19 protein-coding genes and 1 other RNA gene are annotated in these 22,710 nt (G+C 37.5%); 16 read left to right on the top strand and 4 right to left on the bottom strand.

Going from position 1 to position 22,710, the window contains the following annotated elements:
- The first annotated feature begins 63 nt into the window (after nucleotides 1-63).
- Together flgE and thyX are read left to right on the top strand one after the other, a co-directional pair.
- The gene (gene flgE, locus AC5SLP_RS08970; RefSeq protein WP_495254830.1) at nucleotides 64-2,853 is read left to right on the top strand and encodes a flagellar hook protein FlgE; all 2,790 of its coding nucleotides are present in this window, start codon (nucleotides 64-66) and stop codon (nucleotides 2,851-2,853) included.
- 57 nt (nucleotides 2,854-2,910) lie between these two features.
- Entirely contained in the window at nucleotides 2,911-3,540 is a 630-nt protein-coding gene (gene thyX / locus AC5SLP_RS08975) for an FAD-dependent thymidylate synthase (protein ID WP_495254831.1), read from the top strand.
- A 46-nt stretch (nucleotides 3,541-3,586) separates the two neighbouring features.
- Here thyX and ruvC read toward each other — a convergent pair whose 3' ends face one another.
- The gene (gene ruvC / locus AC5SLP_RS08980) at nucleotides 3,587-4,051 is read right to left on the bottom strand and encodes a crossover junction endodeoxyribonuclease RuvC (RefSeq protein WP_495254832.1); all 465 of its coding nucleotides are present in this window, start codon (nucleotides 4,049-4,051) and stop codon (nucleotides 3,587-3,589) included.
- Between the two features lie 159 nt (nucleotides 4,052-4,210).
- On the opposite strand from ruvC, the gene dnaA reads away from it, so the two are divergent.
- From dnaA to AC5SLP_RS09010, 6 genes are all read left to right on the top strand, one after another.
- The gene (gene dnaA, locus AC5SLP_RS08985; RefSeq protein WP_495254833.1) at nucleotides 4,211-5,536 is read left to right on the top strand and encodes a chromosomal replication initiator protein DnaA; all 1,326 of its coding nucleotides are present in this window, start codon (nucleotides 4,211-4,213) and stop codon (nucleotides 5,534-5,536) included.
- A gap of 154 nt (nucleotides 5,537-5,690) precedes the next feature.
- A complete protein-coding gene (gene dnaN / locus AC5SLP_RS08990; protein WP_495254834.1) occupies nucleotides 5,691-6,758 on the top strand; it encodes a DNA polymerase III subunit beta in 1,068 nt (355 codons plus the stop codon).
- 31 nt (nucleotides 6,759-6,789) lie between these two features.
- Nucleotides 6,790-9,102: a DNA topoisomerase (ATP-hydrolyzing) subunit B gene (gene gyrB / locus AC5SLP_RS08995; protein WP_495254835.1), complete on the top strand. Its 2,313-nt coding sequence runs from the start codon at nucleotides 6,790-6,792 to the stop codon at nucleotides 9,100-9,102.
- Nucleotides 9,102-10,517, top strand: coding sequence for a bifunctional diguanylate cyclase/phosphodiesterase (locus AC5SLP_RS09000; RefSeq protein ID WP_495254836.1), 1,416 nt, complete (start codon nucleotides 9,102-9,104; stop codon nucleotides 10,515-10,517). The genes gyrB and AC5SLP_RS09000 overlap by 1 nt, the downstream gene beginning before the upstream one ends.
- Complete coding sequence (gene queF / locus AC5SLP_RS09005) at nucleotides 10,514-10,909, top strand: preQ(1) synthase (RefSeq protein WP_495254837.1); 396 nt, start codon at nucleotides 10,514-10,516, stop codon at nucleotides 10,907-10,909. The genes AC5SLP_RS09000 and queF overlap by 4 nt, the downstream gene beginning before the upstream one ends.
- Nucleotides 10,903-12,114 (top strand): HD domain-containing protein, encoded by a 1,212-nt coding sequence (locus AC5SLP_RS09010; RefSeq protein WP_495254838.1) that lies wholly within the window; start codon nucleotides 10,903-10,905, stop codon nucleotides 12,112-12,114. The genes queF and AC5SLP_RS09010 overlap by 7 nt, the downstream gene beginning before the upstream one ends.
- Before the next feature lie 107 nt (nucleotides 12,115-12,221).
- On the opposite strand, the gene ffs is transcribed toward AC5SLP_RS09010, so the two are convergent.
- An RNA gene (gene ffs / locus AC5SLP_RS09015) (signal recognition particle sRNA small type) lies at nucleotides 12,222-12,319 on the bottom strand.
- 75 nt (nucleotides 12,320-12,394) lie between these two features.
- Here ffs and AC5SLP_RS09020 point away from each other — a divergent pair.
- From AC5SLP_RS09020 to proX, 5 genes are all read left to right on the top strand, one after another.
- A complete protein-coding gene (locus AC5SLP_RS09020; protein WP_495254839.1) occupies nucleotides 12,395-13,069 on the top strand; it encodes a uracil-DNA glycosylase in 675 nt (224 codons plus the stop codon).
- Nucleotides 13,057-14,010 carry an A/G-specific adenine glycosylase gene (gene mutY, locus AC5SLP_RS09025; RefSeq protein WP_495254840.1) on the top strand — a complete coding sequence of 318 codons (954 nt, stop codon included), beginning with the start codon at nucleotides 13,057-13,059 and terminating at the stop codon, nucleotides 14,008-14,010. Before AC5SLP_RS09020 ends, mutY begins: the two co-directional genes overlap by 13 nt.
- 221 nt (nucleotides 14,011-14,231) lie before the next feature.
- The gene (proV, locus tag AC5SLP_RS09030) at nucleotides 14,232-15,434 is read left to right on the top strand and encodes a glycine betaine/L-proline ABC transporter ATP-binding protein ProV (RefSeq protein ID WP_495254841.1); all 1,203 of its coding nucleotides are present in this window, start codon (nucleotides 14,232-14,234) and stop codon (nucleotides 15,432-15,434) included.
- Nucleotides 15,427-16,452 carry a glycine betaine/L-proline ABC transporter permease ProW gene (gene proW / locus AC5SLP_RS09035; protein ID WP_495254842.1) on the top strand — a complete coding sequence of 342 codons (1,026 nt, stop codon included), beginning with the start codon at nucleotides 15,427-15,429 and terminating at the stop codon, nucleotides 16,450-16,452. Before proV ends, proW begins: the two co-directional genes overlap by 8 nt.
- Nucleotides 16,445-17,452, top strand: coding sequence for a glycine betaine/L-proline ABC transporter substrate-binding protein ProX (gene proX / locus AC5SLP_RS09040; RefSeq protein ID WP_495254843.1), 1,008 nt, complete (start codon nucleotides 16,445-16,447; stop codon nucleotides 17,450-17,452). The genes proW and proX overlap by 8 nt, the downstream gene beginning before the upstream one ends.
- A 30-nt stretch (nucleotides 17,453-17,482) precedes the next feature.
- On the opposite strand, the gene AC5SLP_RS09045 is transcribed toward proX, so the two are convergent.
- On the bottom strand, nucleotides 17,483-18,661 hold the full coding sequence (locus tag AC5SLP_RS09045; protein WP_495254844.1) for a multidrug effflux MFS transporter: 1,179 nt from the start codon (nucleotides 18,659-18,661) through the stop codon (nucleotides 17,483-17,485).
- 266 nt (nucleotides 18,662-18,927) lie between these two features.
- On the opposite strand from AC5SLP_RS09045, the gene AC5SLP_RS09050 reads away from it, so the two are divergent.
- The 3 genes from AC5SLP_RS09050 (at nucleotide 18,928) to ttdB (ending at nucleotide 21,982) form a co-directional block, all read left to right on the top strand.
- Nucleotides 18,928-20,337, top strand: coding sequence for a DASS family sodium-coupled anion symporter (locus AC5SLP_RS09050; RefSeq protein WP_495254845.1), 1,410 nt, complete (start codon nucleotides 18,928-18,930; stop codon nucleotides 20,335-20,337).
- Between the two features lie 134 nt (nucleotides 20,338-20,471).
- Nucleotides 20,472-21,371 (top strand): L(+)-tartrate dehydratase subunit alpha, encoded by a 900-nt coding sequence (gene ttdA / locus AC5SLP_RS09055; RefSeq protein ID WP_495254846.1) that lies wholly within the window; start codon nucleotides 20,472-20,474, stop codon nucleotides 21,369-21,371.
- Nucleotides 21,368-21,982, top strand: a complete 615-nt coding sequence (ttdB, locus tag AC5SLP_RS09060) for a L(+)-tartrate dehydratase subunit beta (RefSeq protein WP_495254847.1) — start codon at nucleotides 21,368-21,370, stop codon at nucleotides 21,980-21,982. Before ttdA ends, ttdB begins: the two co-directional genes overlap by 4 nt.
- A 35-nt stretch (nucleotides 21,983-22,017) precedes the next feature.
- On the opposite strand, the gene AC5SLP_RS09065 is transcribed toward ttdB, so the two are convergent.
- On the bottom strand, nucleotides 22,018-22,668 hold the full coding sequence (locus AC5SLP_RS09065) for a GntR family transcriptional regulator (protein WP_495254848.1): 651 nt from the start codon (nucleotides 22,666-22,668) through the stop codon (nucleotides 22,018-22,020).
- Nucleotides 22,669-22,710: the final 42 nt, after the last annotated feature.

Below are 22,710 nucleotides of genomic sequence, written 5' to 3' on the forward strand. Positions count from 1 at the left end.
ATTATTGCTTTTATTTTGATACAAAAATTTAACAATAAAAAGTAACTTTAAAAAGGATACGCGATGATGAGATCACTCTGGGCCGGCGTTACCGGATTACAAGCGCATCAGATGGCAATGGACGTTGAAGGCAATAACATTGCCAATGTTAATACTTCTGGTTATAAATATTCTCGTGCCAATTTTTCAAACCTTTTAAGTCAAACCGTATCCATTGCGACAGCACCTCAAGGCCAACTTGGTGGACAAAACTCTATGCAAATCGGTCTTGGAACACAAGTCAGCACGGTCACAAAAATTTTTAAACAAGGCTCTATCGAAACTACCGATAAAACAACTGACCTTGCAATTAGCGGTGATGGATTTTTCGTCGTATCTCCAGACGGTGGAAGTACCTACAAATACACTAGAGATGGTAACTTTAGCTTTGATGCGAATGGTAACTTTGTCGATACCAACGGTTACATCGCTCAAGGTTGGATAAAAAATGAAACGACTGGCGATATTGATACCACTTCGCCGATTGCTAACATTACTATTCCTCCCGGACTTACTACCCCTGCAAATGCAACTGGTACAGTAACAGTTAAAGCAAACCTTGATTCAGGTACTTCTGTCGGGAAATTAAAATCTGTTATCTACTCCTTAGATAGTAACAATGGTTGGGTTGATACCAACGGCGATGGTCTTATGCAAGATACTGAAGTACATGATGAAAACGATACAGGCTCAAACCTCTTTAATTCAAGTAAAGAACTTTACGAACGTGGACAAGACTTTGGTGTTTTATTTGATGCTGATGGTAATGCACTCAATCTTACTAATGGACAAGGTGTTTGGGTTAGCTATGCAAAAGCACAAACAGGGACAACTGCTATTATAGCTTCTGCTGGTACTACAACGATTGATATGACTATTAACGGTGTTACCATCAGCGGATCTTTTACCTCAAGTGCTACGGCTACAGCAGCTGAAAATAACAATAATCTTACAACGTACCTTGAACAGTTAATTAATGCACAAACATCTACCACAGGTGTTAAAGCCAATATTACAGGCGGTAATGGACTTTATTTAAGCAATAGCAATGACAATCAATCAGGAACAACAGTAGCTTCAAAAAATATCAAATTAGTTGTAGGAGGCACTGATAACACAGGTTTAGCATCGACTTCTGTTATTACCGCTTACCAATATACGTACAGTAACACACCGATTAATGCTAATCATACCTATGACGATAAAGTAGCAAGAACTTTTACTACCACAGAAGATTTAAGAGAAGCAATGCAAAAAGATGCAAGGCTTTTTGTAGATTACGATGAATCATCAGGTACCCCTAGTACACCCGATAAAAATGATGGTGTTACAGTCACTGTCAATGCTGCTGGTCAATTTGAAATTGCAAATCCAAAAGGCGATGCATTTAATAGCGACGATGGCGATATTACCAATACAACATTAATTACACCTATTTCTACATCGGTCACAAATCTTAACAGTAGTCTCTCAACACAAGCCATTCTATTTCCAACTGATACAATTTTCGGAGCAGCTATCACTGTCTCTGCTTCAACAACTATAGAAGTTGCTGGAGCTCCTGTAATCTATCCTGCAGGAAGCACTATTCCAGCAGGTACTCAGCTTTCAGCACCAGCAACCATTCCTCAAGGCTCTACTGTTGGAACTTCTACAGCTACAACAGCAGCAGCTTTAGGCACATTATTAGCCAGCTCCAGTGTTGATATTGCAGCGGGTGAAACAATTGGAGCAGACATCACGCTTCCAGCAACTTACACAGGAACATTAACAATTAATGGTACAGCCTATACAGGTGGAGATACAATACCCGCTGGTGCGACTATTTTAGCAACAGAAGGACCTATTACAATTCCGATGGGTTCAACTGTCGCAGCAGGTGGTTCAACTAATATTTTAGGTGCTAGTACAACCCTCCTTGCAGGAACAAATTATAAAGGAGAAGATGATTATGACCTTTATTTATCTGTAACAAATTTAACAAGTAATAATGTTTCGGCTAATAAAGGCCTATCAACAATAGTTAATGCCCTTCAAGGTGCAATCACTACAGGTAGTTCAACAAGAACTTCTCAAAGTATCTATGCCGCTTCTTTAGCGTCTAGTACAGATGTGTACGATTCACTCGGTTCAAAACATACTGTTCGCTTTGAATTTACTAAAACAGGATTCACCAGTACAGGAGGAACCGAATGGTCTGTTCTTATTTCTGTACCTGAACCAGGCGACATTAATTTAGGAACTTATCCTGAAAATATGGTCACAGGAACAATTAGTTTTAATTCCGATGGTTCATTAGCCACTTATACACCACGAAACTTAACCTATACCGCCAATAACGGTTCAACTGCCAACCAAAATATTATCATTAATTTTGGTACACTCGGACAATTTGATGGTATTACCAGTTTTGATAAAGACTCAAGTACCACAGGTATCAGTCAAGATGGTTATGCCGGTGGTGATATTAACGGTTTGAGTGTTGATGAAACAGGAACGATTATCGGTAGTTTTACCAATGGACGTAGTTTTGCTTTGGCTCAAGTTGCGATGGCAACCTTCACAAATAATGGTGGTTTGGAGAGTGATGGTGGAAACTGTTTTATCCAAACGTCAAACTCAGGTGATCCTATTGTTGGACAAGCAGGAACGGGTGGAAAAGGCTCTATTCAAGCTAGTTCACTTGAAATGAGTAACGTAGACCTATCGCGCTCTTTGACGCAGCTCATTGTTATTCAAAGAGGCTATCAAGCCAATTCTAAAACAATTACAACTGCTGATGAGATGCTCAACACTCTACTACAACTCAAATAACAATTTTTTAGCTTACATATACTACAATGAGTCCCAAAAAAACTTGGGACTCAACACATGAAAATCACACTTAATCACTACACGCCTCTTCTCATTTGTGCCGATGCTATTCGTACCTGCTGGCAAAGTTTTGACAAAAGCGACGATGGCGGCGAAAAAGATAAAGAGCTCATTGACCGTGTTGGCAACAAATTTAAACATGCCTCAACCCTAGAACACCTTGTGTATAACTTTTACATTGAAGGCGTTTCACGTGCCCTTCTTCAAGAACTTGCACGTCACCGCATGGCTTCGCTTTCTGTCAAATCAACACGTTACACATTAAAGGAACTTAAAAACGAAGAATCTTTTACATGTAAAGACTTTGAGAGAGCCTCAAAATACTTGGTTTTAACAGATGTAGAGATGGTCGATGAAATGAGCATTAAAGCGCTTGAAAACTTGCGTTTAGTCTTAGTAGCAGGCATCAGCAACGATAAAGCAAAATACTGCCTTCCAGAGAGCTATAAAACGGAATTAACGTGGACAGTTAATGCCAGAAGTCTTCAAAACTTTTTAACCCTTCGCAGTGATAAAAGTGCACTTTGGGAAATTCAAAATCTTGCCCATGCACTCTATGATGCGCTTCCAGAGGAACATAAATACCTCTTTAGTATCAAAGAAACTATAATGGGTGTACAGAGCTAAACTTTAAACTTTTATAATAAAAGATTTAAAGTGTTAGCGCTGACCCCTACTTCCTTTGGGCATGTGTAATAGCTATGGCGATTGCATCGGTGATGTCCAAAGGTTTTATCTCTTGTTTAATTCCCAAAATCTTCTTCACCATAAACGCTACTTGTTCTTTCGCCGCCTTACCATTGCCCGTTACAGCCTTTTTCACCTGCAAGGGTGTATATTCACTAAAATTACCAATAACTTGTAAAATTTTAAGGCTTAAAGCACCTCTAAATTGTGCTAATTTTAAAACGGTTTGAGGGTTATACGCATAAAAGATATCTTCAATAGCCACTTCGTTAATCACATGGTGAGCAAAAATTGTATCGAGTCCTTCAACGAGTTCCATGATTTGATGTTGAAGTATTTTTTCTTTAATTTTAATGAGTCCTGCTTCTACTAAAATAATGCTGTTTTTTTCCTTACGAATGATGGAATAGCCGCAGTTTCGTGTTCCTGGATCGATACCTAAAATAACCAATTTTTTGTCCTTTATTCACAGTTTTGTTCACAGGGTGAATAACTTTTTTCACATTATACCGATAGACGCTTTAACATATAACTAATAATAGTTTGGATAAAATAAATCAAACTTATTCACATGATATTCACAGGGTGAAGATTTTTTTAAGGAGATTATTTGTTAGCCGATAACGTCATTGAACTTTTAAAAGAGGAAGTCTCTTCACAAGAATATGATCGTTATATTAAACAACTTAAATTTAACGAAAAAGCTTCTAATTCTGACCAAATGGTTTTTGTAGCTCCCAATATTCTCATCGCTAATTGGGTTAAAACCAAATACTCCGAAAAAATTGCACACCTTTTTGAACTCAAAACCAATAAAAAACCCGAAATCAAAATCGTACTCAAAGAGCATCTTAAAACAACAAAAGTTAAAACGGCTCCTATTGAAACGATTGAATCGATTAAAAGCACTAAAAATACTATACTAAACCCTTCTTACACCTTTAATAGCTTTGTTGTAGGAAGCTCAAACCAATACGCTTATACCGCCGCTAAATCCATTGCAGAAAAACCAGGCATCATGTACAACCCTGTTTTTATTTATGGACCAACCGGACTTGGTAAAACACACCTTATTCACGCTATTGGTAATTATGTACAATCAAAAGGTAAAATTGTTATTTATGCGACGATTGAACAGTTCATGAATGACTTTACCTACAATCTTCGAAACCAATCTATGGACAGGTTTAGAGAAAAATATCGTAATTGTGATGTATTACTCATTGATGATACTCAATTTCTATCCAATAAAATTCAAACACAAGAAGAGTTCTTTCATACCTTCAATGAACTTCATTCCGCAGGTAAACAGATTGTTCTTACGTCTGATAAACCGCCAAAAATGATTAATGGTTTGGAAGATCGTCTTAAAAGTCGTTTTGAATGGGGCTTGATTGCTGACATTGGTTTGCCTGAACTTGAAACGAAAATTGCTATTATCAAAAAGAAATGCGAACTCGATGGTATTAACCTTAACAGCGATATTGTAAATTACATTGCCTCAAATATGGGCGATAATATCCGTGAAATTGAAAGTGCTATTATTAACCTTAATGCATACGCCTTATTGATGCGCCAAGAAATAACCCTTGATTTTGCAAAAAATGTTATGCGCGAACAAATCAAAGAAAGACGTGAAAATATCAGTCTTGAAGATATTATTCAAATTATTGCCAAAGACCTCAATATCAAGCCAAGTGAAATCAAATCAACCAAGCGCAGTAAAAACATTGTCGAAGCAAGACGTATTGGTATCTATTTAGCGCGTACGCTTACTCCAAATTCAATGCCTTCACTTGCAACCTATTTTGGCATGAAAGACCACACAGCCGTTTCTCATAACATTAAAAAAATTAATGAACTTATTGAAACCAATGAATCGTTTAAACTGAAAGTTGAAGACTTAAAAAATAAAATTTTGACCAAGGAAAAATAAAAGTTTTAAAACAAAATGTGATGAAATGTGAAAAAGTCCATGGGTATCTTTCACACCAATCACCCCTAGTTTTAGGTATAATGTTGATGTTTTCACTATTTCAACCTAGCCTACTACTCCAACTATTTTTATTTAATATATTAAAGGAGACTCAATGAAAGTTTCGATCAAAAAAAGCATTTTGGAAAACATGCTTCTTAACATCCAACCTTATTTGGAAAAAAAAGACCTTAGTCAAATCACATCCCATGTATTATTACAAGGTGAAGATAATCAATTTGTAATCAAAGCAACTGACTATGAGATTGGACTTAGTTATCACACTCCTGAAATAAAAATTGCAACAAGTGGTAATGCAACCGCTAATGGTAAAAAGCTTTTGGATATTATCAAAAGTTTGAAAGATGATGAAGTTGTTTTAGAAACCATTAACGATTACCTTTATATTAAACAAAACAGCTCAAAATTTAAACTGCCTATGCTCAATCCAACAGAGTTTCCCCTCTTCCCTACGATTGATTCAAAACCAAAATTTAATATCAACAGTGCAACTTTGGTTCGTTCTATTAAAAAAATTGCACCTGCAATTGATTCCAACAACCCAAAATTTGAACTCAATGGCTCACTTATTGATATTAAAGACAATACGATTCATTTTGTTGCAACAGACACAAAACGTTTAGCTATTATTAGTATTGAACAAGAAACAGAATATAATTTTTCATTGATTATTCCTAAAAAAGCAATCAGTGAAATTCAAAAACTCTTTTTTGATGATATTGAAATTTTTTACGATGAAAATACACTCATTGCACAATCCGATCATTTTACATTTTATACAAAATTGATCAACGGTAAATTTCCTGATTACGCACGTATTATTCCAAAAAATAAAAATTTCAGAATTTTACTTAATCGAGAGTTTATGGTTGATTCCATTAAACAAATTGCAATCATTTCTCCTGAAATTAAAATCATTTTTAAACCTGAAAAAATTGTTTTTGAAAGTTTAAATGATGATAACATTGAAGCAAAAACAGAAATTGATTTTAAAACAGGACTCGATAGCGATATCTATCTTGCGGTCAATAGTCGTTATATTTTAGATTTCTTATCCAATATCGAAAATAGTAACTTTACCTTAGGCTTTAATGACAGTGGTCTTCCTTTCACACTAGAGAGCGACAACTTTATGACCATTGTTATGCCAATTATGATTTAAAAATAATTAGAAAAAGAGAAGCGGAGAAAATATGAGTACTTACGGTGCAGACAATATTAAAGTTTTAAAAGGTCTTGAAGCAGTTAGAAAACGTCCTGGTATGTACATTGGGGACACAAATATTAATGGTCTTCATCACTTAATTTATGAAGTTGTTGATAACTCAATTGACGAAGCGATGGCAGGCTATTGTGATTCGATTAAAGTTGAACTTACGCGCGAAGGATCAGCCATTGTAACCGATAATGGTCGTGGTATTCCTGTTGGTTGGCATGATGGTGAAAATATGTCAGCGGCAACGGTTGTTTTAACCGTACTTCACGCAGGTGGAAAATTTGATAAAGATACCTATAAAGTGAGTGGTGGTCTACATGGTGTAGGTGTTTCAGTTGTTAATGCGCTTTCATCCAAATTGATTGCAACGATTAAACGTGAAGGTAATGAGCATCGTCAAGAATTTGCATGCGGTATTCCTCAAACACCACTTGATATTGTTAAAACAACCAATCGCACAGGTACGATGATTGAATTTTGGCCTGATGGAAGTATCTTTGAAACCGTAGAATTCCAATTTGATATTTTGGCTCAACGCTTTCGTGAACTTGCTTATCTTAATCCAAAAATTACGATTGAACTCAAAGATCAAAGAGATGGACGCGCTGAAGTGTATCACTTTGAAGGTGGTATCAAACAGTTTGTTTTAGATCTTAATAAAAAAGAAAAAGTTGCCGATGCGGTTCATTATACAGCCAGCGTAGAAGATGTTGAAGTTGATGTTGCTATGATGTATAACTCAACGTACAGTGAAATTCTTTACTCATTTGTTAATAACATTAAAACCATTGACGGTGGAACCCATGAAAGTGGTTTTCGTGCAGGTTTAACCAGAGCAATTACTAATTATATTAGTTTGAATGCAGGTGTACGTGAAAAGGACGCTAAAATCACTGGCGATGATGTTCGTGAGGGATTGATTGCCATTGTAAGCGTTAAAGTCCCTGAGCCTCAATTTGAGGGCCAAACAAAGGGAAAACTAGGAAGCTCGTATGTAAAGCCTATCGTTCAAAAACTTGTCTATGAACAATTGGTTAAATATTTTGAAGAAAACCCAATCGAAGCCAAAGCGATTATGAATAAAGCACTTGCTGCGGCACGTGGTCGTGAAGCGGCTAAAAATGCACGTGATTTAACAAGACGTAAAGATGCCATGAGCATTGGGACGCTTCCTGGAAAACTAGCCGATTGTCAAAGTAAAGACCCAAGCATCTGTGAACTTTACTTGGTAGAGGGCGATAGTGCGGGTGGTTCTGCAAAACAGGGACGCGATAGAGTGTTTCAAGCCATTTTGCCACTTAAAGGTAAAATTCTTAACGTTGAAAAAAGTCGTTTAGACAAAATTTTAAAATCCGATGAAATTAAAAATATGATTACAGCGCTTGGATGTGGAATTGGCGATGAGTTTAACGAAGAAAAACTTCGTTACCATAAACTCATTATTATGACCGATGCCGACGTTGATGGTAGCCATATTCAAACGCTTCTTTTAACATTTCTTTTCCGCTTTTTACGTCCAATCGTTGATAACGGGTATGTTTATTTAGCGCAACCGCCATTGTATCGTTATAAAAAAGGTAAAAAAGAGATTTATCTCAAAGATGATGGTGAAATGAATGTCTTTTTAATTGAATCAGGTATGGAAAGTGTTGCTATTGAAGGCGTTGGAACCCCAGATTTGGTTGATTATTTTAAAATTATTGCAGCGTATCGCGGTATTTTAAAAGAGTTGGAAAAACGTTTTTCAATGATTGAAGTAATTCGTTATTTAATCGAAAATCCAGATTTAATTGCATTGCCTTCCAAAGAGCTTTTTACCGCTATTAAAGTTTTTATCGAAGGTGTAGGGTATAACTTACTTAATCATTATATTTCAGATGATAGCATTCATATTTTTATTCAAACGAACGATGGACTAGAAGAACTTCTTTTAGATGATACCTTCTTTACCAATCCGTTGTACGAAGAAGCACGTTATATTTATACAAAAATTCAAGAGCGTGATTTTGATGTGTTTGACGGACGTGACCCTATTGAAATTTTAGATGAAATTGAAAAAAATGCTAAAAAAGGCGCTTATATTCAACGTTATAAAGGTCTTGGTGAAATGAACCCTGAACAACTTTGGGAAACAACCATGAATCCTGAAAATAGACGTCTTTTACAAGTGAAAGTTGAAGATGCAGAAGCCGCTAGCGACACCTTTACTCTCTTTATGGGAGATGAAGTTGAACCAAGACGTCAATACATTCAAGACCATGCCAAAGATGTAAAACATTTGGACGTTTAATGCTCTATTCTGAGGTTAAGGAGAGAGAAAATCGATTTATTACAGCACTTAAAATCGTTTTTCCTTTTCTCCTTCTCTTAGGAATTTTTTTTCACTCCTTTCAACTTCATCATAATGCGCTTGATATTTATTTAATCATTTTACTGATTCCTATTTATGTTTACTATACGGTTTATTTAATTTATAATGGATTTCAAACCACATTGATAGATGCTGTTACTAAGACTTTCAATCGCGAAAAAATTATTCATAAAATCAAAAAAATCAAAAATACCGAACATACTACGATTGTACTTTTACATGTAAAAAATTTAAATGACATTAATGAGCGTTATGGGCTTACAAATGGAGATGTGGTTTTAAAGCAATTTATTCAAAAATTACAACAATTTTTAGAAGAGCATCATTTTAAAAATGTTCCTATTGGTCGTTACAGTAATATCAATTTTATTTTAATCATTCCCTTCTCTCCAAGTGAACTTAAACATCTTTTGACTATTTTTATCAAAAGTATTCAAAATGTGGGTATTGACAATATCGAAATTAAAGTCAATTTTTCACTGCTGAAAGCTTCGTATGATTCTTCTGTTGAAAATCTCATCGAAAGACTGTTGGTCCTTGTAGAAGAACAGATTAAAAACGGAGATAATCTACCCAATATTAAACCAGACGCTTTAAAAATGGTTATTGAAGAAGCAATGAAGCATAATGATCTTTTGTTTAAATATCAGCCCTGTATTGCGCTTAAAAACGGTCAAAAAATGATTTATGAAGTTTTAACGCGCATTGAATCAAAAGAACATGGAACACTTTTAAAACATCAAATCCAACGTATTGTTAATCATGCTGGATACGAAAAAGAGTTTGATGAAAAAGTTTTTTCTCTATTATTAGAAGAAATTGAACCTCTACTAACATCAAATGAAATCTATTTTAGTATAGAAGTTTCACCTGTATCACTTCGCAATAATTCATTTAAACGTTTTTTAGTCACGCTTTTTGAACAAAAAAAGATGAACCCCAACCATTTTATTTTAGAAATCGTAGAAAAAAAGAGTTACGAAGAGATGCATCGTTTTAGTGAAATTATTAAAGCATACCACGATATAGGATTCAAAATTACTCTTGGTAATTTTGGAGGAAATAACTCAAGCTTAGAGTACTTAAAACAACTTCCTATTGATATGGTGAAATTTGATATTGAATTTACCAAAAACAGTGATGATTTAAAGTATCAAGAACTCTTGAGTCATTATATAAAGCTTTGCCAAACACTTCATATTCAAAGTATGGTAAAATTCGTCGATAAAGAGGCTCTTTTTGAAAAAATAAAGAGATATGAACCTGATTTTATACAAGGGTTTTATATTTCAAAACCTAAAAATTTAGAACATATTATAAAGGACAATTTATGAAATACGGTGAAAAAATTATTAAAGAATTTGATATTGAAAAAGATTTGGAAATTTGGCCCAATCAACATAAAAAAAACTACGTGATTAAACTTACCCTTCCTGAGTTTTGTTGTTTGTGCCCACGCAGCGGTTATCCTGACTTTGCAACGATTTACATTGATTATATTCCAAATGAGTTTGTGGTGGAACTTAAAGCCATTAAACTCTATATCAATAGTTTTATGAATCGCAATATTAGCCATGAAAATTCTGCGAATGAAATTTATGATTTACTCGATTCTAAGCTCAAACCAAAGTGGCTTAAAGTCGTTGCAGATTTTAACCCAAGAGGGAATGTTCATACCGTAATTGAAATTGATTCAAAACAAGTACGAAATGAGAGTCCATGTTAAGTCCAAAGCTCATTGAGCAGTTTTTTGGAGCAGCTTCAATTCAGCGCTGGAACGACTATCCACGTATGGTGGAACTTGTAGAACTGGATAAGCAAGCACATAAATTTATCATTGCCTATTTTATTGCAAAAATGGAAGGTAAAGAAGACATTGATATGCGTTCTATGATTGAAGCGGGAATTTTTGAGTTTTTACGTCGAGTGGTTGTGACGGATATTCGCCCCGATGTGTTTAGAAAAGCACTTCAAAAAAAAGAGAAAGAGATTAATACATGGGTACTTTCACAACTGTATGATTCACTCAGCGATATTGAAAATGGTGCATTTTACAAACGTTTTGAAACATACATTAGCGATAGTTCCATGTATAAAAAAGAGCGTTTTATTCTTAAAGCAGCCTCTTATATGGCAACACGATGGGAATTTTCTATTGTTTATCAAACCAGTCAGTTTCTAAACAATATAGACCGTGTTAAAGAAGCTGTCGAAGAAGAAATTGAAGATTATTATGAACTTATCAGTGTTCGTAAAATGGCAATGAATAAAAAAATCTCTAAAATTATTGACCTCAGTGGAAGATTGCGTTTTCAAAAACGTTGGGCACAAACACCTAGAATTCCTGAAACTTCTGTGCTTGGGCATATGCTTATCGTTGCTATTTTGGGTTATTTTTATTCTCTCTCTGTCAAAGCGTGTGATGGGCGTCTGGTCAATAACTTTTTTTGTGCCCTTTTTCACGATTTTCCAGAAGCTTTGACACGCGATATTATCTCTCCAGTAAAATACTCTGTGAGTGGATTGGATGATATTATCAGTGAGTTTGAAATTAAGATGATAGAAGAAGAGATTTTACCGTACCTTCCTGAAGGGCTTGTGAATGAATTTAAATACCTTCTTGGACTATATGGGGATAATCAAAAAGATGAATTTATGAACCGTATCAATGAAAATGAAATTGAAATGGTTGAAGAACTCTCCTCATATAATGAAGATAAATTTAATGCAATCGATGGAAAAGCACTCAAAAATTGTGATAATTTAGCCGCATTTGTTGAAGCGACACTTTCGATTTCGCACGGCGTTAGGTCTAAAGAACTTATACAAGGTAAAGAACATATTCGTGGTAAATTGAAAGAAAAAGGGATGATGGAGAATGCTGATTTTTATAGATTAGCGTTGGAACTTGAAAAGTATTTTGGAGTGTAAAAATGCACAAAAAGCATTAAGATTCTGCCTCAAAGAGGCTAGCTTTAGTGCCTAGTGCAACGTAGCTTCTTGTGCTTTGCTTAAGAAGTGTGTTAAAATAGAAAAACCCTCTCCCAGATGACTGCGGCACACACCTAAAAAAAGTGCTCTGCTGTGTTCCCACCCTGAAGCTTTACTCTTAGAAGACATTGCACAGGTCTAGAAGAAGGCGAAGCGTATTTTACCCAAAATTTCTTAAAGAAAAGAAAATGATTGTAGAACAGCGATAAGAAGGATGATAATGGTTGATCCAAAAATTGAAGAGAGTTGGAAACGTATTTTATGGGATGAGTTTCAAAAACCTTATTTTGAGACTCTAAAAAATTTTTTAGTCGAAGAAAAGAAATCACACACCGTTTATCCAAGTGGTGCTAATATTTTTGCAGCATTCGATCATACGCCATTTGATAAGGTTGAAGTGGTCATTTTAGGGCAAGACCCTTATCATGGAGCAGGTCAAGCACATGGGCTCTCTTTTTCAGTACAAGATGGTGTGCCTCATCCACCTTCTTTACAAAATATTTTTAAAGAACTCAAAGATGATTTAGGATGCGTCATTCCCAAAAATGGCAATCTAACAGCTTGGGCAAATCAGGGTGTATTTCTTCTAAACACAGTCTTAACCGTACGTGCGAGTGAAGCTAATTCACACCGTGGGCAGGGTTGGGAAACATTTACTGACACCGTTATTAAAACATTGAGTGAAAAAAAAGAGCATTTGGTTTTTATACTTTGGGGCAGTCCTGCTGGGGCAAAAGCTAGCCTTATTGATGGTAAAAAACATCTGATTTTACGCGCTCCTCACCCTTCTCCTCTCTCTTCGTATCGTGGTTTTTTTGGTTCTAAACCTTTTTCAAAAAGCAACGAATATCTGACATGTTATAACAAAAAACCGATTGCTTGGTGTTTGGCTTGAATGTAAAAGAAGCCATTTACGCATGGTATCAAAAGCATGGTCGCCATGACTTGCCATGGCGACAGAGTAATGATGCGTATAAAATATACCTTAGTGAAATTATGCTTCAACAGACACAAGTTAAAACTGTATTAGAGCGCTTTTACTTTCCTTTTTTAGAGCGTTTTCCCACACTTCAAAGTGTCGCAGATGCTCCGCTCGATGATGTTCTTAAAATGTGGGAAGGGCTAGGCTATTATACGAGGGCAAGAAATCTGCATCATACTGCCATTACATGTAAAGGTGTTCTACCCACAAGACCTGAAGAATTAGGTGGGCTTAAAGGGATTGGTAAAAGCACTGCCCATGCGATTTGTGCATTTGCCTATCATCAAGCACTTCCTATTTTAGATGCTAATGTGAAGCGTGTTTTATGCCGCTATTTTGCTTTACCTTCCAAAGATGAAAAAGTACTGTGGGAAAAAGCATGGAAGCTTTTAGATATGAAGCATCCTTTTGAATACAATCAAGCAATGATGGATATAGGCTCACTAATTTGTACCCCTAAAAATCCCCAATGTACCGAATGTCCACTTGCTTTTACATGTAAAGGTAAACAATCACCCGAACACTACCCTTTACCACTTAAAAAAGCAAAAGTTCCCACCAAAAAACGGTTTGCGCTTGTGGTCGAAAAAGAGGGAAAAATAGGACTGATTCAACGTCAAGAAAAGCTACTTCACGGATTGTGGGGATTTGTACAAATGGATGAACATCCTAAAGGAATTCATTTAGGTCATGTGACACACACTTACAGCCATTTTAAACTCGACCTTGAAATTATCCAAAGCGAAGCAGACCATATAAAAATAGACGGTTGGTTTAGTTTGGATGAAATAACAACTTTAGCCCTTTCAACGGTTGATAAAAAAGTTATTCAAAAGGTTTTTTCGTCAAAGTAGCAATTTTATGTTACAAATATACACAAAAAAACTATTTTTTTATCAATTTGCTTAAAACTTCCTAAAGTACCACCCCATAGTCTCTCACAGCCCTTTTGAGAGTTTTAAAACTTAAGATAATTTTAAGAATATCCTGAAAATTTAGTTTCATTTAAACCTTTTTTGCTAAGGTGAAAAGAGACAGTCATTGTATTTGACTTAATTTTACCTTAGGAGATAGAATGAAAGAGGTTAAAATTGAGCTAAAAAATGTCTATAAAGTTTTCGGAGATTCACCCAAAAAAGCACTCACTCTTTTAAAAAAAGGTTTGGACAAAGAGGAAATTTTTAGACGTACTGCTCAAACCATTGGCGTTAATAACGCTAGTTTTCAAATTTACAAAGGTGAAATCTTTGTCATCATGGGTCTATCGGGCTCTGGTAAATCAACGTTGGTTCGACTCTTTAATCGTTTGATTGAACCATCCAGTGGGTCTATTTTAATCGATGGTGAAGATATCGCTACAATGAATCATGCGGAGCTTAGAGCTGTACGCAGAACTAAAATGAGTATGGTTTTTCAATCATTTGCTCTTTTACCCCATCTTAATATTATCGATAATGTCTCTTTTGGACTTGAATTAAGCGGTATAGGAAAAGAAGAGCGCTATTGCAAAGCAAAAGAAGCACTTTCTCAAGTGGGGCTTATTGATTATGTTCACGCGTATCCTGACTCGCTTAGTGGTGGTATGCAACAGCGCGTTGGACTTGCCCGTGCTCTTGCCAACAATCCCGATATCTTGTTGATGGATGAAGCATTTTCTGCGCTTGACCCTTTGATTCGTGCTGAAATGCAAGATGAATTGTTGAAGCTTCAAAGTGAACAAGAACGAACGATTGTGTTTATTTCTCATGATTTGGACGAGGCGATGAAGCTAGGAGACCGCATTGCAATTATGCAAGGAGGTACTGTGGTACAAATTGGCAGTCCTGATGAAATTTTGAAAAATCCAGCAAATGAATATGTGCGTTCTTTCTTTAAAGGCGTGAATGTTGGAGGCATCATTACGGCTAAAGATATTGCCAGTAACCAACAGGTGACCATGATTCAAAAAGATGGACAAGGGACATTACAAGCACTGCAAATTTTAAGAGAGCATGACCGTGAATTTGCCTATATCGTTGATAGAAGGAAACGTTTTTTAGGCATTGTATCGGTGGATAGTTTACGAGCAAAGCCGAAGCGAGAAAGTATCGACGTTGCTTTTTTAAAAGAAATTCCCATTATTGATGGCATGGCATGTTTAAATGACATTGTTGGCATTGTTGCAAGCACGCCTTACTCCGTACCGGTGGTAGATGAAAATCAAAAATATATGGGAGCCATTTCTAAAGCATCCCTTTTAAGAGCATTGGATTACCAATGGGAGGATGAACATGAGTGAAACAACTCCAAATCCATGGGCTGAGGCTTCTACAACACAAAGTGATTGGTTAGCCAATTCAGCATCCCAAGCACCTGCGGTATCGTTTGATTGGTTGCATCCTTTTAAAGAGACTCTTTTCCCTTTAGATCGCTATGTTGAGTCCGGTCTTTCGTGGACGGTTGAGCATTTTCGCCATGTTTTCCAATCGATTCGAGTGCCTATTGATGCTGTTTTAAGCGCGATTGAAAGCTTTTTTCAAATAATTCCTTCGTCTGTTTTTATTGTGGTTGTAACATTGATCGCATGGCAATTTGCAGGACGAAAAATTGCCATTGGAACATTTGTCTCTTTGGTGATTATTGGGTGTATTGGCGCGTGGAGTGAGGCGATGATAACGCTCTCTTTGGTATTTACATCGGTCTTTTTTTGTTTGATGATAGGCCTTCCTATGGGTATTTGGATTTCACACAACGACAGGGCTTCTTTTATCTTAAGACCTGTACTTGATGCGATGCAGACTACACCCGCATTTGTCTATTTGGTTCCTGTGGTGATGCTTTTTGGTATTGGCAATGTTCCTGGTGTTGTTGTGACCATCATCTTTGCATTACCTCCACTCATTCGCTTAACCAATCTGGGTATTAGGCAAGTGCCTAAAGATTTGATTGAGGTGTCAAAAAGTTTTGGGGCCACTCCTTGGCAAATGCTTTTTAAAGTACAGCTTCCTGTTGCTATGCCAACGATTATGGCTGGGATTAACCAAACATTGATGCTAGCGCTTTCCATGGTCGTTTTTGCTTCGATGATTGCGGTGGGAGGTCTTGGACAAATGGTGCTTCGAGGTATTGGAAGGCTTGATATGGGATTGGCCTCTATCGGTGGTGTCGGCATTGTTCTTCTAGCCGTCGTTTTAGATCGTATTACGCAGGCTTTAGGTGAAAAAGATATGACACGTATTCATACAACATGGTATGAGAAAGGTCCTTTGGGCTTTATCTATAAGACCATCTTAAAACAAAGGAGAAAGCATGATTAATCGACTCAAAAAAGGGGTCATAGGCATCGTTTGCTCTATGCTGTTGTGTAGCATAAGTATGGCAGAAGACTTACCCGGTAAAGGTATTAAAGTGCATTCGATGCACAGCTCTATTGCTGAGGAGAAGTTTCAAACAGTTATTATCAACGAGGCACTTAAAACGCTAGGGTATGATATTTTACCTATAGATGAAGTGGCGTATGCTGTTATTTATCAAACAATCGCTCAAAATAGAGCATCAAAAGATATCTATTATACAGCGGTTAATTGGACACCATTGCACGATGCAATGTTTGAAAAAGCAGGTGGTGAAAACATTATGTTCCGCAAAGGAGTGTATGTCTCAGGATGTGCACAAGGGTATCTTATTGATAAAAAGACAGCGGAAAAACACCATATTAAATACATTAATGACCTCAAAGACCCCAAAATTGCTAAACTTTTTGATAGCAACAACGATGGAAAAGCAGATTTAGCAGGCTGTAATCCGGGTTGGGGATGTGAAAAGGTCATTGAATATCAACTAGATGCTTTTGGCCTTAGAAAAAACATTAAACACAATCAAGGTGAATATTCGGCGATTATCGCTGAAACCATTGCACGCTATAAACAGGGTAAACCGATTTTATACTACACATGGACACCGTATTGGGTGAGTGGTGTTTTAGTACCGGGGAAAGATACCGTATGGCTTCAAGTCACACACAGTGCCCATCCTATTACCAAAGATACATCCTTGCCTAATGGTCAAAATTATGGCTTTAATGTTAATGCCATGAAAATTGTTGCTAACGGCGATATCGCAACGCAAAATCCTGCGGCAGCGAAACTCTTTGAAATTGCAAAACTGGATATTAATGATATTAGTGCTGAAAACATGCTTATCAATAAAGGTGAGAAAAGTGAGCAAGATATCATTCGTCATGCAAAATCGTGGATTAAAGCGCATGAAAAAACATTTCAAAGCTGGATTGACGAAGCAAAAAAAGCCGCAAAATAGCGGTGAATAAAGAGAAGAATTTTCTTCTCTTTATCCTTGATGATGCGGGCTATACCCACGACTCCCTAAGAGCAAAAGAAGCGAAGCACAAAGACTGACGCTCATCATCACTCCCGTGATAGGAAACAGCGTACCATCGTGTAAAAAACTTGCGGTAAAGCCCATAAATGCACCTACACTGTACTGTAAAACACCAATAATCGCATTGGCAGAAGCGCTAATGCTTGGGAAAAATTCTAATGCTAATGAAACGGAATTGCCAAAAATAAATCCAAGCGTACCAACATAAAGCCCAATAATGGGGAAAAGAACATAAATGCTCTGATTTTGTGCGCTAAAAAGTGCAATACCAAGGAGTGCTTGGGCACACATACCAAAACGCAGAAGTATCAGAGGGTCTTTGTACTTGACCAACCATGCGTTGATTCTTCCTGTTATCATTAACGTTGTTACATTCAGTGCAAAAAAGAGAGCAAACTCACTTGGGCTAACATGAAAATGTTCCATATAGATAAACGATGAAGAGGTGATAAACGTGTACATTCCTGAGGATGAAAGGATTTGAGAGACAATAAAAATCATCGCCATTTTGTGGCTCAGAACCGTTTTATAATTTTGTATGGGTGTCACTTTTGAGCGTTTTTGCGCAACAGGGGGAAAACGAAAAAGGTAAAACCCGAGCGCAAAAAGGGTATAAAGGCTTAGAAAAATAAAGATAATGTTCCATTCGAAAAATTTGAGGAATAAAGAGCCCATCGTTGGTGCAAGCAAAGGTGCCATCAGCATGACCATCGCAATCATCGAAAAGATGCGCGCACTCTCTTTGCCTTCAAACATATCGCGCACGGTTGCTGAGACATTAACCGTTGCGATGCCGCCACCAAACGATTGAATCGCCCTTAATATCCAAAAAAGCTCAATATGGTCTGTAAACGAGAGCAAAAGACTACTGATTCCAAAGAGGATGAGTCCTATAATCACCATAGGTCGTCTGCCGTAGGCATCAGAAATTGGCCCACCAAATAGCTGCCCCATCGCCATACCGAAAAAGAAAAGGCTGAGACTGATTTCAACATTGGGGATAGGCGTTTGAAGGCTTTTGGCAATGGAAGGAAAAGCAGGTAGATACATATCAATTGCTAAAGGTGTTATCGCTGCTAAAGAGGCAAGGGCTAAGATAAGCTGGCGCTCACTGAGTGGTTTTGACATTCAAAAAGTTCTTTCATTGGAATAGTGTTTCTATTCATTATAGGATAAAAATTTAAATTGTATGTTAATGAAGGCAATGAATCCCCATTAGAAACACGGGTAGCTTAAATTATCTTTATGTATATATATTAATATAACTTTAAGTTAATGCGACCTAAAATGACTTTATCTTTAATATGTTATCACCGATTAAAGATAAAGCCTTTACCCATGAATTGAAGCTATTATGTGAAATATGTTAAAAATTTATTTTGGGAGGTTTTACAATGTCGAAGCAAGCAATCAAAATGCTTATTCCTATTCTTGTTTTGTTAGTGGTCTGGTTTATTCCTGTACCGCAAGGGTTAAGTGTTGGGGCGTGGCATTTTATGGCTATCTTTTTAGCCGTCATTGTCGGGTTGATTTTAGAACCGGTTCCTGCTGCTCTTGTAGGATTAGTCGGTGTCTCTTTAGCTGCCCTCTTGGGTCTTGTGGGCAAAACTTCGGGTGCCAACATCAAATGGGCACTTTCAGGCTTTTCCAATGGTACCATTTGGCTCATCTTTGCCGCATTTATGTTTGCCATGGGGTATCAAAAAACGGGTCTTGGAAAACGCATCTCCTTAGTGATGATTAAATATATGGGTAAAAGCTCCTTGGGTCTTGGCTACGCGGTTGCATTTGCGGATTTAGTGTTGGCGCCTTTTATGCCATCTAATACCGCACGAAGCGGTGGTACGATTTATCCCATTGCTATTAACATTCCGATTATTTTTAATTCAACCCCTGAAAACGAGCCTCGAAAAATGGGTGCGTATATTACGTGGGTTGCTATGGCAGCTACGTGTGTCACCAGTTCCATGTTTTTAACCGCACTTGCTCCAAATCTTTTGGCGTTGGACTTAATTGCAAAAGGTGCAAATATCTCTATTGAATGGGGTGCTTGGGCGCGCATTATGGTTCCACTATTATTACCGCTTTTTTTAGTGACACCTTTGATGGTTTATCTTATCTATCCTCCAACCCAAAAAAAATCTCCAGAAGCTCCAGCGTGGGCAGCACAAGAGCTTATTAAAATGGGACCGATTACCGTTAAAGAGATTTTGATGGGAACGTTTGCTTTTTTAGCGCTTATTATGTGGATTTTTGGAAAAGAACTTAATATCAACGGAACAACCGCCGCTATTGTCGTTGTTGTGCTGATGGTATTGGCCAATATTGTCTCTTGGGACGATGTGATTAGTAACAAAGCTGCTTGGAACATTTTAGTATGGTTCTCAACCCTTGTTGCACTTGCCAGTGGGCTTAAAGACGTTGGTATTTTGACCTGGATTGGCAAAGGTACAGAAGTGTATCTTTCAGGGCTTTCTCCAACCATGCTGATGCTCTCAATGATTGTCTTTTTCTTCTTGCTTCACTACTTCTTTGCAAGCTTAACAGCGCATACAACAGCATTGTTACCAATCTTTATCGTCATTGCCGTGAAGTTAATTGCCCCTGAACAACTACCAACATTTATGATTTTATTGGCGAGTGCTATCGGTTTGATGGGTATTATTACCCCTTATGGTACAGGACCTTCTCCACTTTGGTATGGTGCTGGCTATATTTCACAAGGCAGATGGTGGGCGTTAGGTGCCATTTTTGGAGCCGTTTATATTGCTATGCTTCTTCTTGGCGTCCTCATTTTTGTTTAAAAATCAGTTTTTCCATCCTTACATGTAAAATTACATGTAAGGATTTTTTTCGTATTGAAGGGCTTTTATAGAGAGTTATCGCGTTTGTAATTTAAATGTGATAAAATATCACACATCACAAAAAAGGAGATAGAATGTCTGCTCTTGAACGTGAAAAAGAGATGGTAGATATTTTGGGTAGGTTTATAGACGTTGTTTCCAAGGAGTTGCCAGATGATATTATGGCAAAGCTAACGGAATTAAGAACCAAAGAGAACTCTCCTCTTGCAAAAACAATTTACGATGTTATGTTTGAAAATATGGATAAAGCTAAAAAACTCAATCGCCCTACGTGCCAAGATACAGGGGTTATCCAGTTCTTTATCCGTTCTGGTGCAAAATTCCCCTATTTAGGGAAACTGCGTTCTATTTTAAGAGAAGCAACCATTCAAGCAACCAAAAGTGCGCCTTTGCGTCTTAATGCGGTTGAAGTATTTGATGAAGTCAATACCGGCACGAATGTAGGGACGAATGTTCCTTTTATTGAGTGGGAAATTGTGGACGATAGCAGTAATGTAGAAATTGAAGTCTATCAAGCCGGTGGTGGTTGTTCTCTTCCTGGGCGAAGTATCGTTTTGCCACCTTTGGCAGGGTATGAAGGGGCAATGAAATTTGTCTTTGATACGATTGTAGATTGGGGCATTAACGCCTGCCCTCCTCTTGTAGTGGGCGTGGGAATCGGCACGTGTTCTAATTCAGCTGCACTGCTTTCTAAAAAAGCGATGTTACGTCCTGTCGGTACATCTCATCCGCATCCAAAAGCAGCTGCGATGGAGAAAAAAATTGAGGAAGGACTCAATGCCATTGGCTTAGGACCTCAAGGCATCTCTGGAAAAAATACCGTGATGGCAGTGCATGTCGAAGGTATGGCGCATCACCCTTCTGTTTTGGGTGTGGGGGTAACGGTTGGATGTTGGGCAAATCGCCACGGCATTATTCGTTTCGATGAAAATATGCACTATGAAATCCTCTCTCACAAAGGAGTTAGACTATGAAAAAGGTTTTAACAACACCGATACAAGATGAAGATATTCAGTCACTTAACGTAGGAGATATTGTCTATTTAACTGGAACGTTGGTTACGTGCAGAGATGAAGGGCATCGAAGAGTTGTCGCAGAAGGCATTATGCCTAAGCTTCCTATGGATAGAATTGCTATATTTCATGCAGGACCGATTGTTAAAGATGTCGAAGGTGGTTGGGAGATGGTTTCAATTGGACCAACAACCAGTATGCGCATGGAACGTTATGAAAAAGAATTTTTAGCGCAAACGGGTGTAAAACTTGTCATTGGTAAAGGGGGCATGGGTGCTAAAACCGCCGAAGGCTGTAAAGAAAGCATTGCCGTTCATGCTGTTTTTCCGGGAGGCTGTGGCGTAGTAGCTGCGGAACAAGTGGAAAAAATAGAAGCCAAAGAGTGGCCAGAATTTGGTATGCCTGAAGCATTCTGGATTATGAAAGTCAAAGAGTTTGGACCGCTTATCATCTCTATTGATACCAAAGGCAATAACCTTTTTGAAGCCAATAAAGTGGAATTTCACCACCGAAAAGAGATTGCATTAAAAGAGACAGCCCAAGAAATTGTCTCGATGATTGCTAAGAGTTAGCGTATTGTAAAAGGCGCTTTGTATGCGCCTTTTTGTTATTTAAAATTTGAAAGTGTACTGTTCATACTGTAGATGATATGTTGGCGCATTGTTTCACATGCTCCTTCATAATCTTTGTGGGTCAGTTGCTCTACAATTTTGTTGTGATCTGCTAAAGAGATGCCTGCATACTCTTGCGCTGTTACTAAGCGGTTCATGGAAAGACCATTCCAAAGTAACGAAAGAAATGATTTGAGTTTTTCGCTATCAGCGGCTTCCCAAATAGTCATATGAAAGGCTTGATTGGCAAGATTGTAGGCTTCCGTATCGCCTGCATCTTTAGCACGTTGTCCTTGTTTATTGACACTTTGGATGACTTTGAGTGTTTCGTCAGTCATGCGTTCACATGCTCTACGAAGGGCTTCCGTTTCAAGCAAGATGCGCATTTCATAGTGATCTTTAATGGCTTCGACAGAGATGCCTTTTACGATGGCACAACGGTTTTGACGAAGCTCCAACAATCCTTCATTAGCGAGGATTTGAAAAGCCTCTCTTACGGGTGTTCGTGACATGCCGACTTGCTCGCCCACGCTATCAAGGGTGATGGACTGACCGGGTGTAATACCGCCAGAAAGAATAGAAGAGCGAAGGATGGAAGCCACTTGTTCACGAGCAGGTAGCATTTGAACTTTTTTAAGATTGATCATGGAGTCTCTTTACGTATATCTTTTATTTAAGTATAGCATTCA

Source organism: Sulfurospirillum sp. E15m, from assembly GCF_059415145.1.

Bases quoted from the DNA above. Each gene is read 5' to 3' on its own strand.
- flgE (WP_495254830.1), top strand. From the start codon at position 64: ATGATGAGATCACTCTGGGCCGGCGTTACCGGATTACAAGCGCATCAG.
- thyX (WP_495254831.1), top strand. From the start codon at position 2,911: ATGAAAATCACACTTAATCACTACACGCCTCTTCTCATTTGTGCCGAT.
- dnaN (WP_495254834.1), top strand. From the start codon at position 5,691: ATGAAAGTTTCGATCAAAAAAAGCATTTTGGAAAACATGCTTCTTAAC.
- gyrB (WP_495254835.1), top strand. From the start codon at position 6,790: ATGAGTACTTACGGTGCAGACAATATTAAAGTTTTAAAAGGTCTTGAA.
- AC5SLP_RS09000 (WP_495254836.1), top strand. From the start codon at position 9,102: ATGCTCTATTCTGAGGTTAAGGAGAGAGAAAATCGATTTATTACAGCA.
- queF (WP_495254837.1), top strand. From the start codon at position 10,514: ATGAAATACGGTGAAAAAATTATTAAAGAATTTGATATTGAAAAAGAT.
- AC5SLP_RS09010 (WP_495254838.1), top strand. From the start codon at position 10,903: ATGTTAAGTCCAAAGCTCATTGAGCAGTTTTTTGGAGCAGCTTCAATT.
- AC5SLP_RS09020 (WP_495254839.1), top strand. From the start codon at position 12,395: ATGGTTGATCCAAAAATTGAAGAGAGTTGGAAACGTATTTTATGGGAT.
- proV (WP_495254841.1), top strand. From the start codon at position 14,232: ATGAAAGAGGTTAAAATTGAGCTAAAAAATGTCTATAAAGTTTTCGGA.
- proW (WP_495254842.1), top strand. From the start codon at position 15,427: ATGAGTGAAACAACTCCAAATCCATGGGCTGAGGCTTCTACAACACAA.
- proX (WP_495254843.1), top strand. From the start codon at position 16,445: ATGATTAATCGACTCAAAAAAGGGGTCATAGGCATCGTTTGCTCTATG.
- AC5SLP_RS09045 (WP_495254844.1), bottom strand. From the start codon at position 18,661: ATGTCAAAACCACTCAGTGAGCGCCAGCTTATCTTAGCCCTTGCCTCT.
- AC5SLP_RS09050 (WP_495254845.1), top strand. From the start codon at position 18,928: ATGTCGAAGCAAGCAATCAAAATGCTTATTCCTATTCTTGTTTTGTTA.
- ttdA (WP_495254846.1), top strand. From the start codon at position 20,472: ATGTCTGCTCTTGAACGTGAAAAAGAGATGGTAGATATTTTGGGTAGG.
- ttdB (WP_495254847.1), top strand. From the start codon at position 21,368: ATGAAAAAGGTTTTAACAACACCGATACAAGATGAAGATATTCAGTCA.
- AC5SLP_RS09065 (WP_495254848.1), bottom strand. From the start codon at position 22,668: ATGATCAATCTTAAAAAAGTTCAAATGCTACCTGCTCGTGAACAAGTG.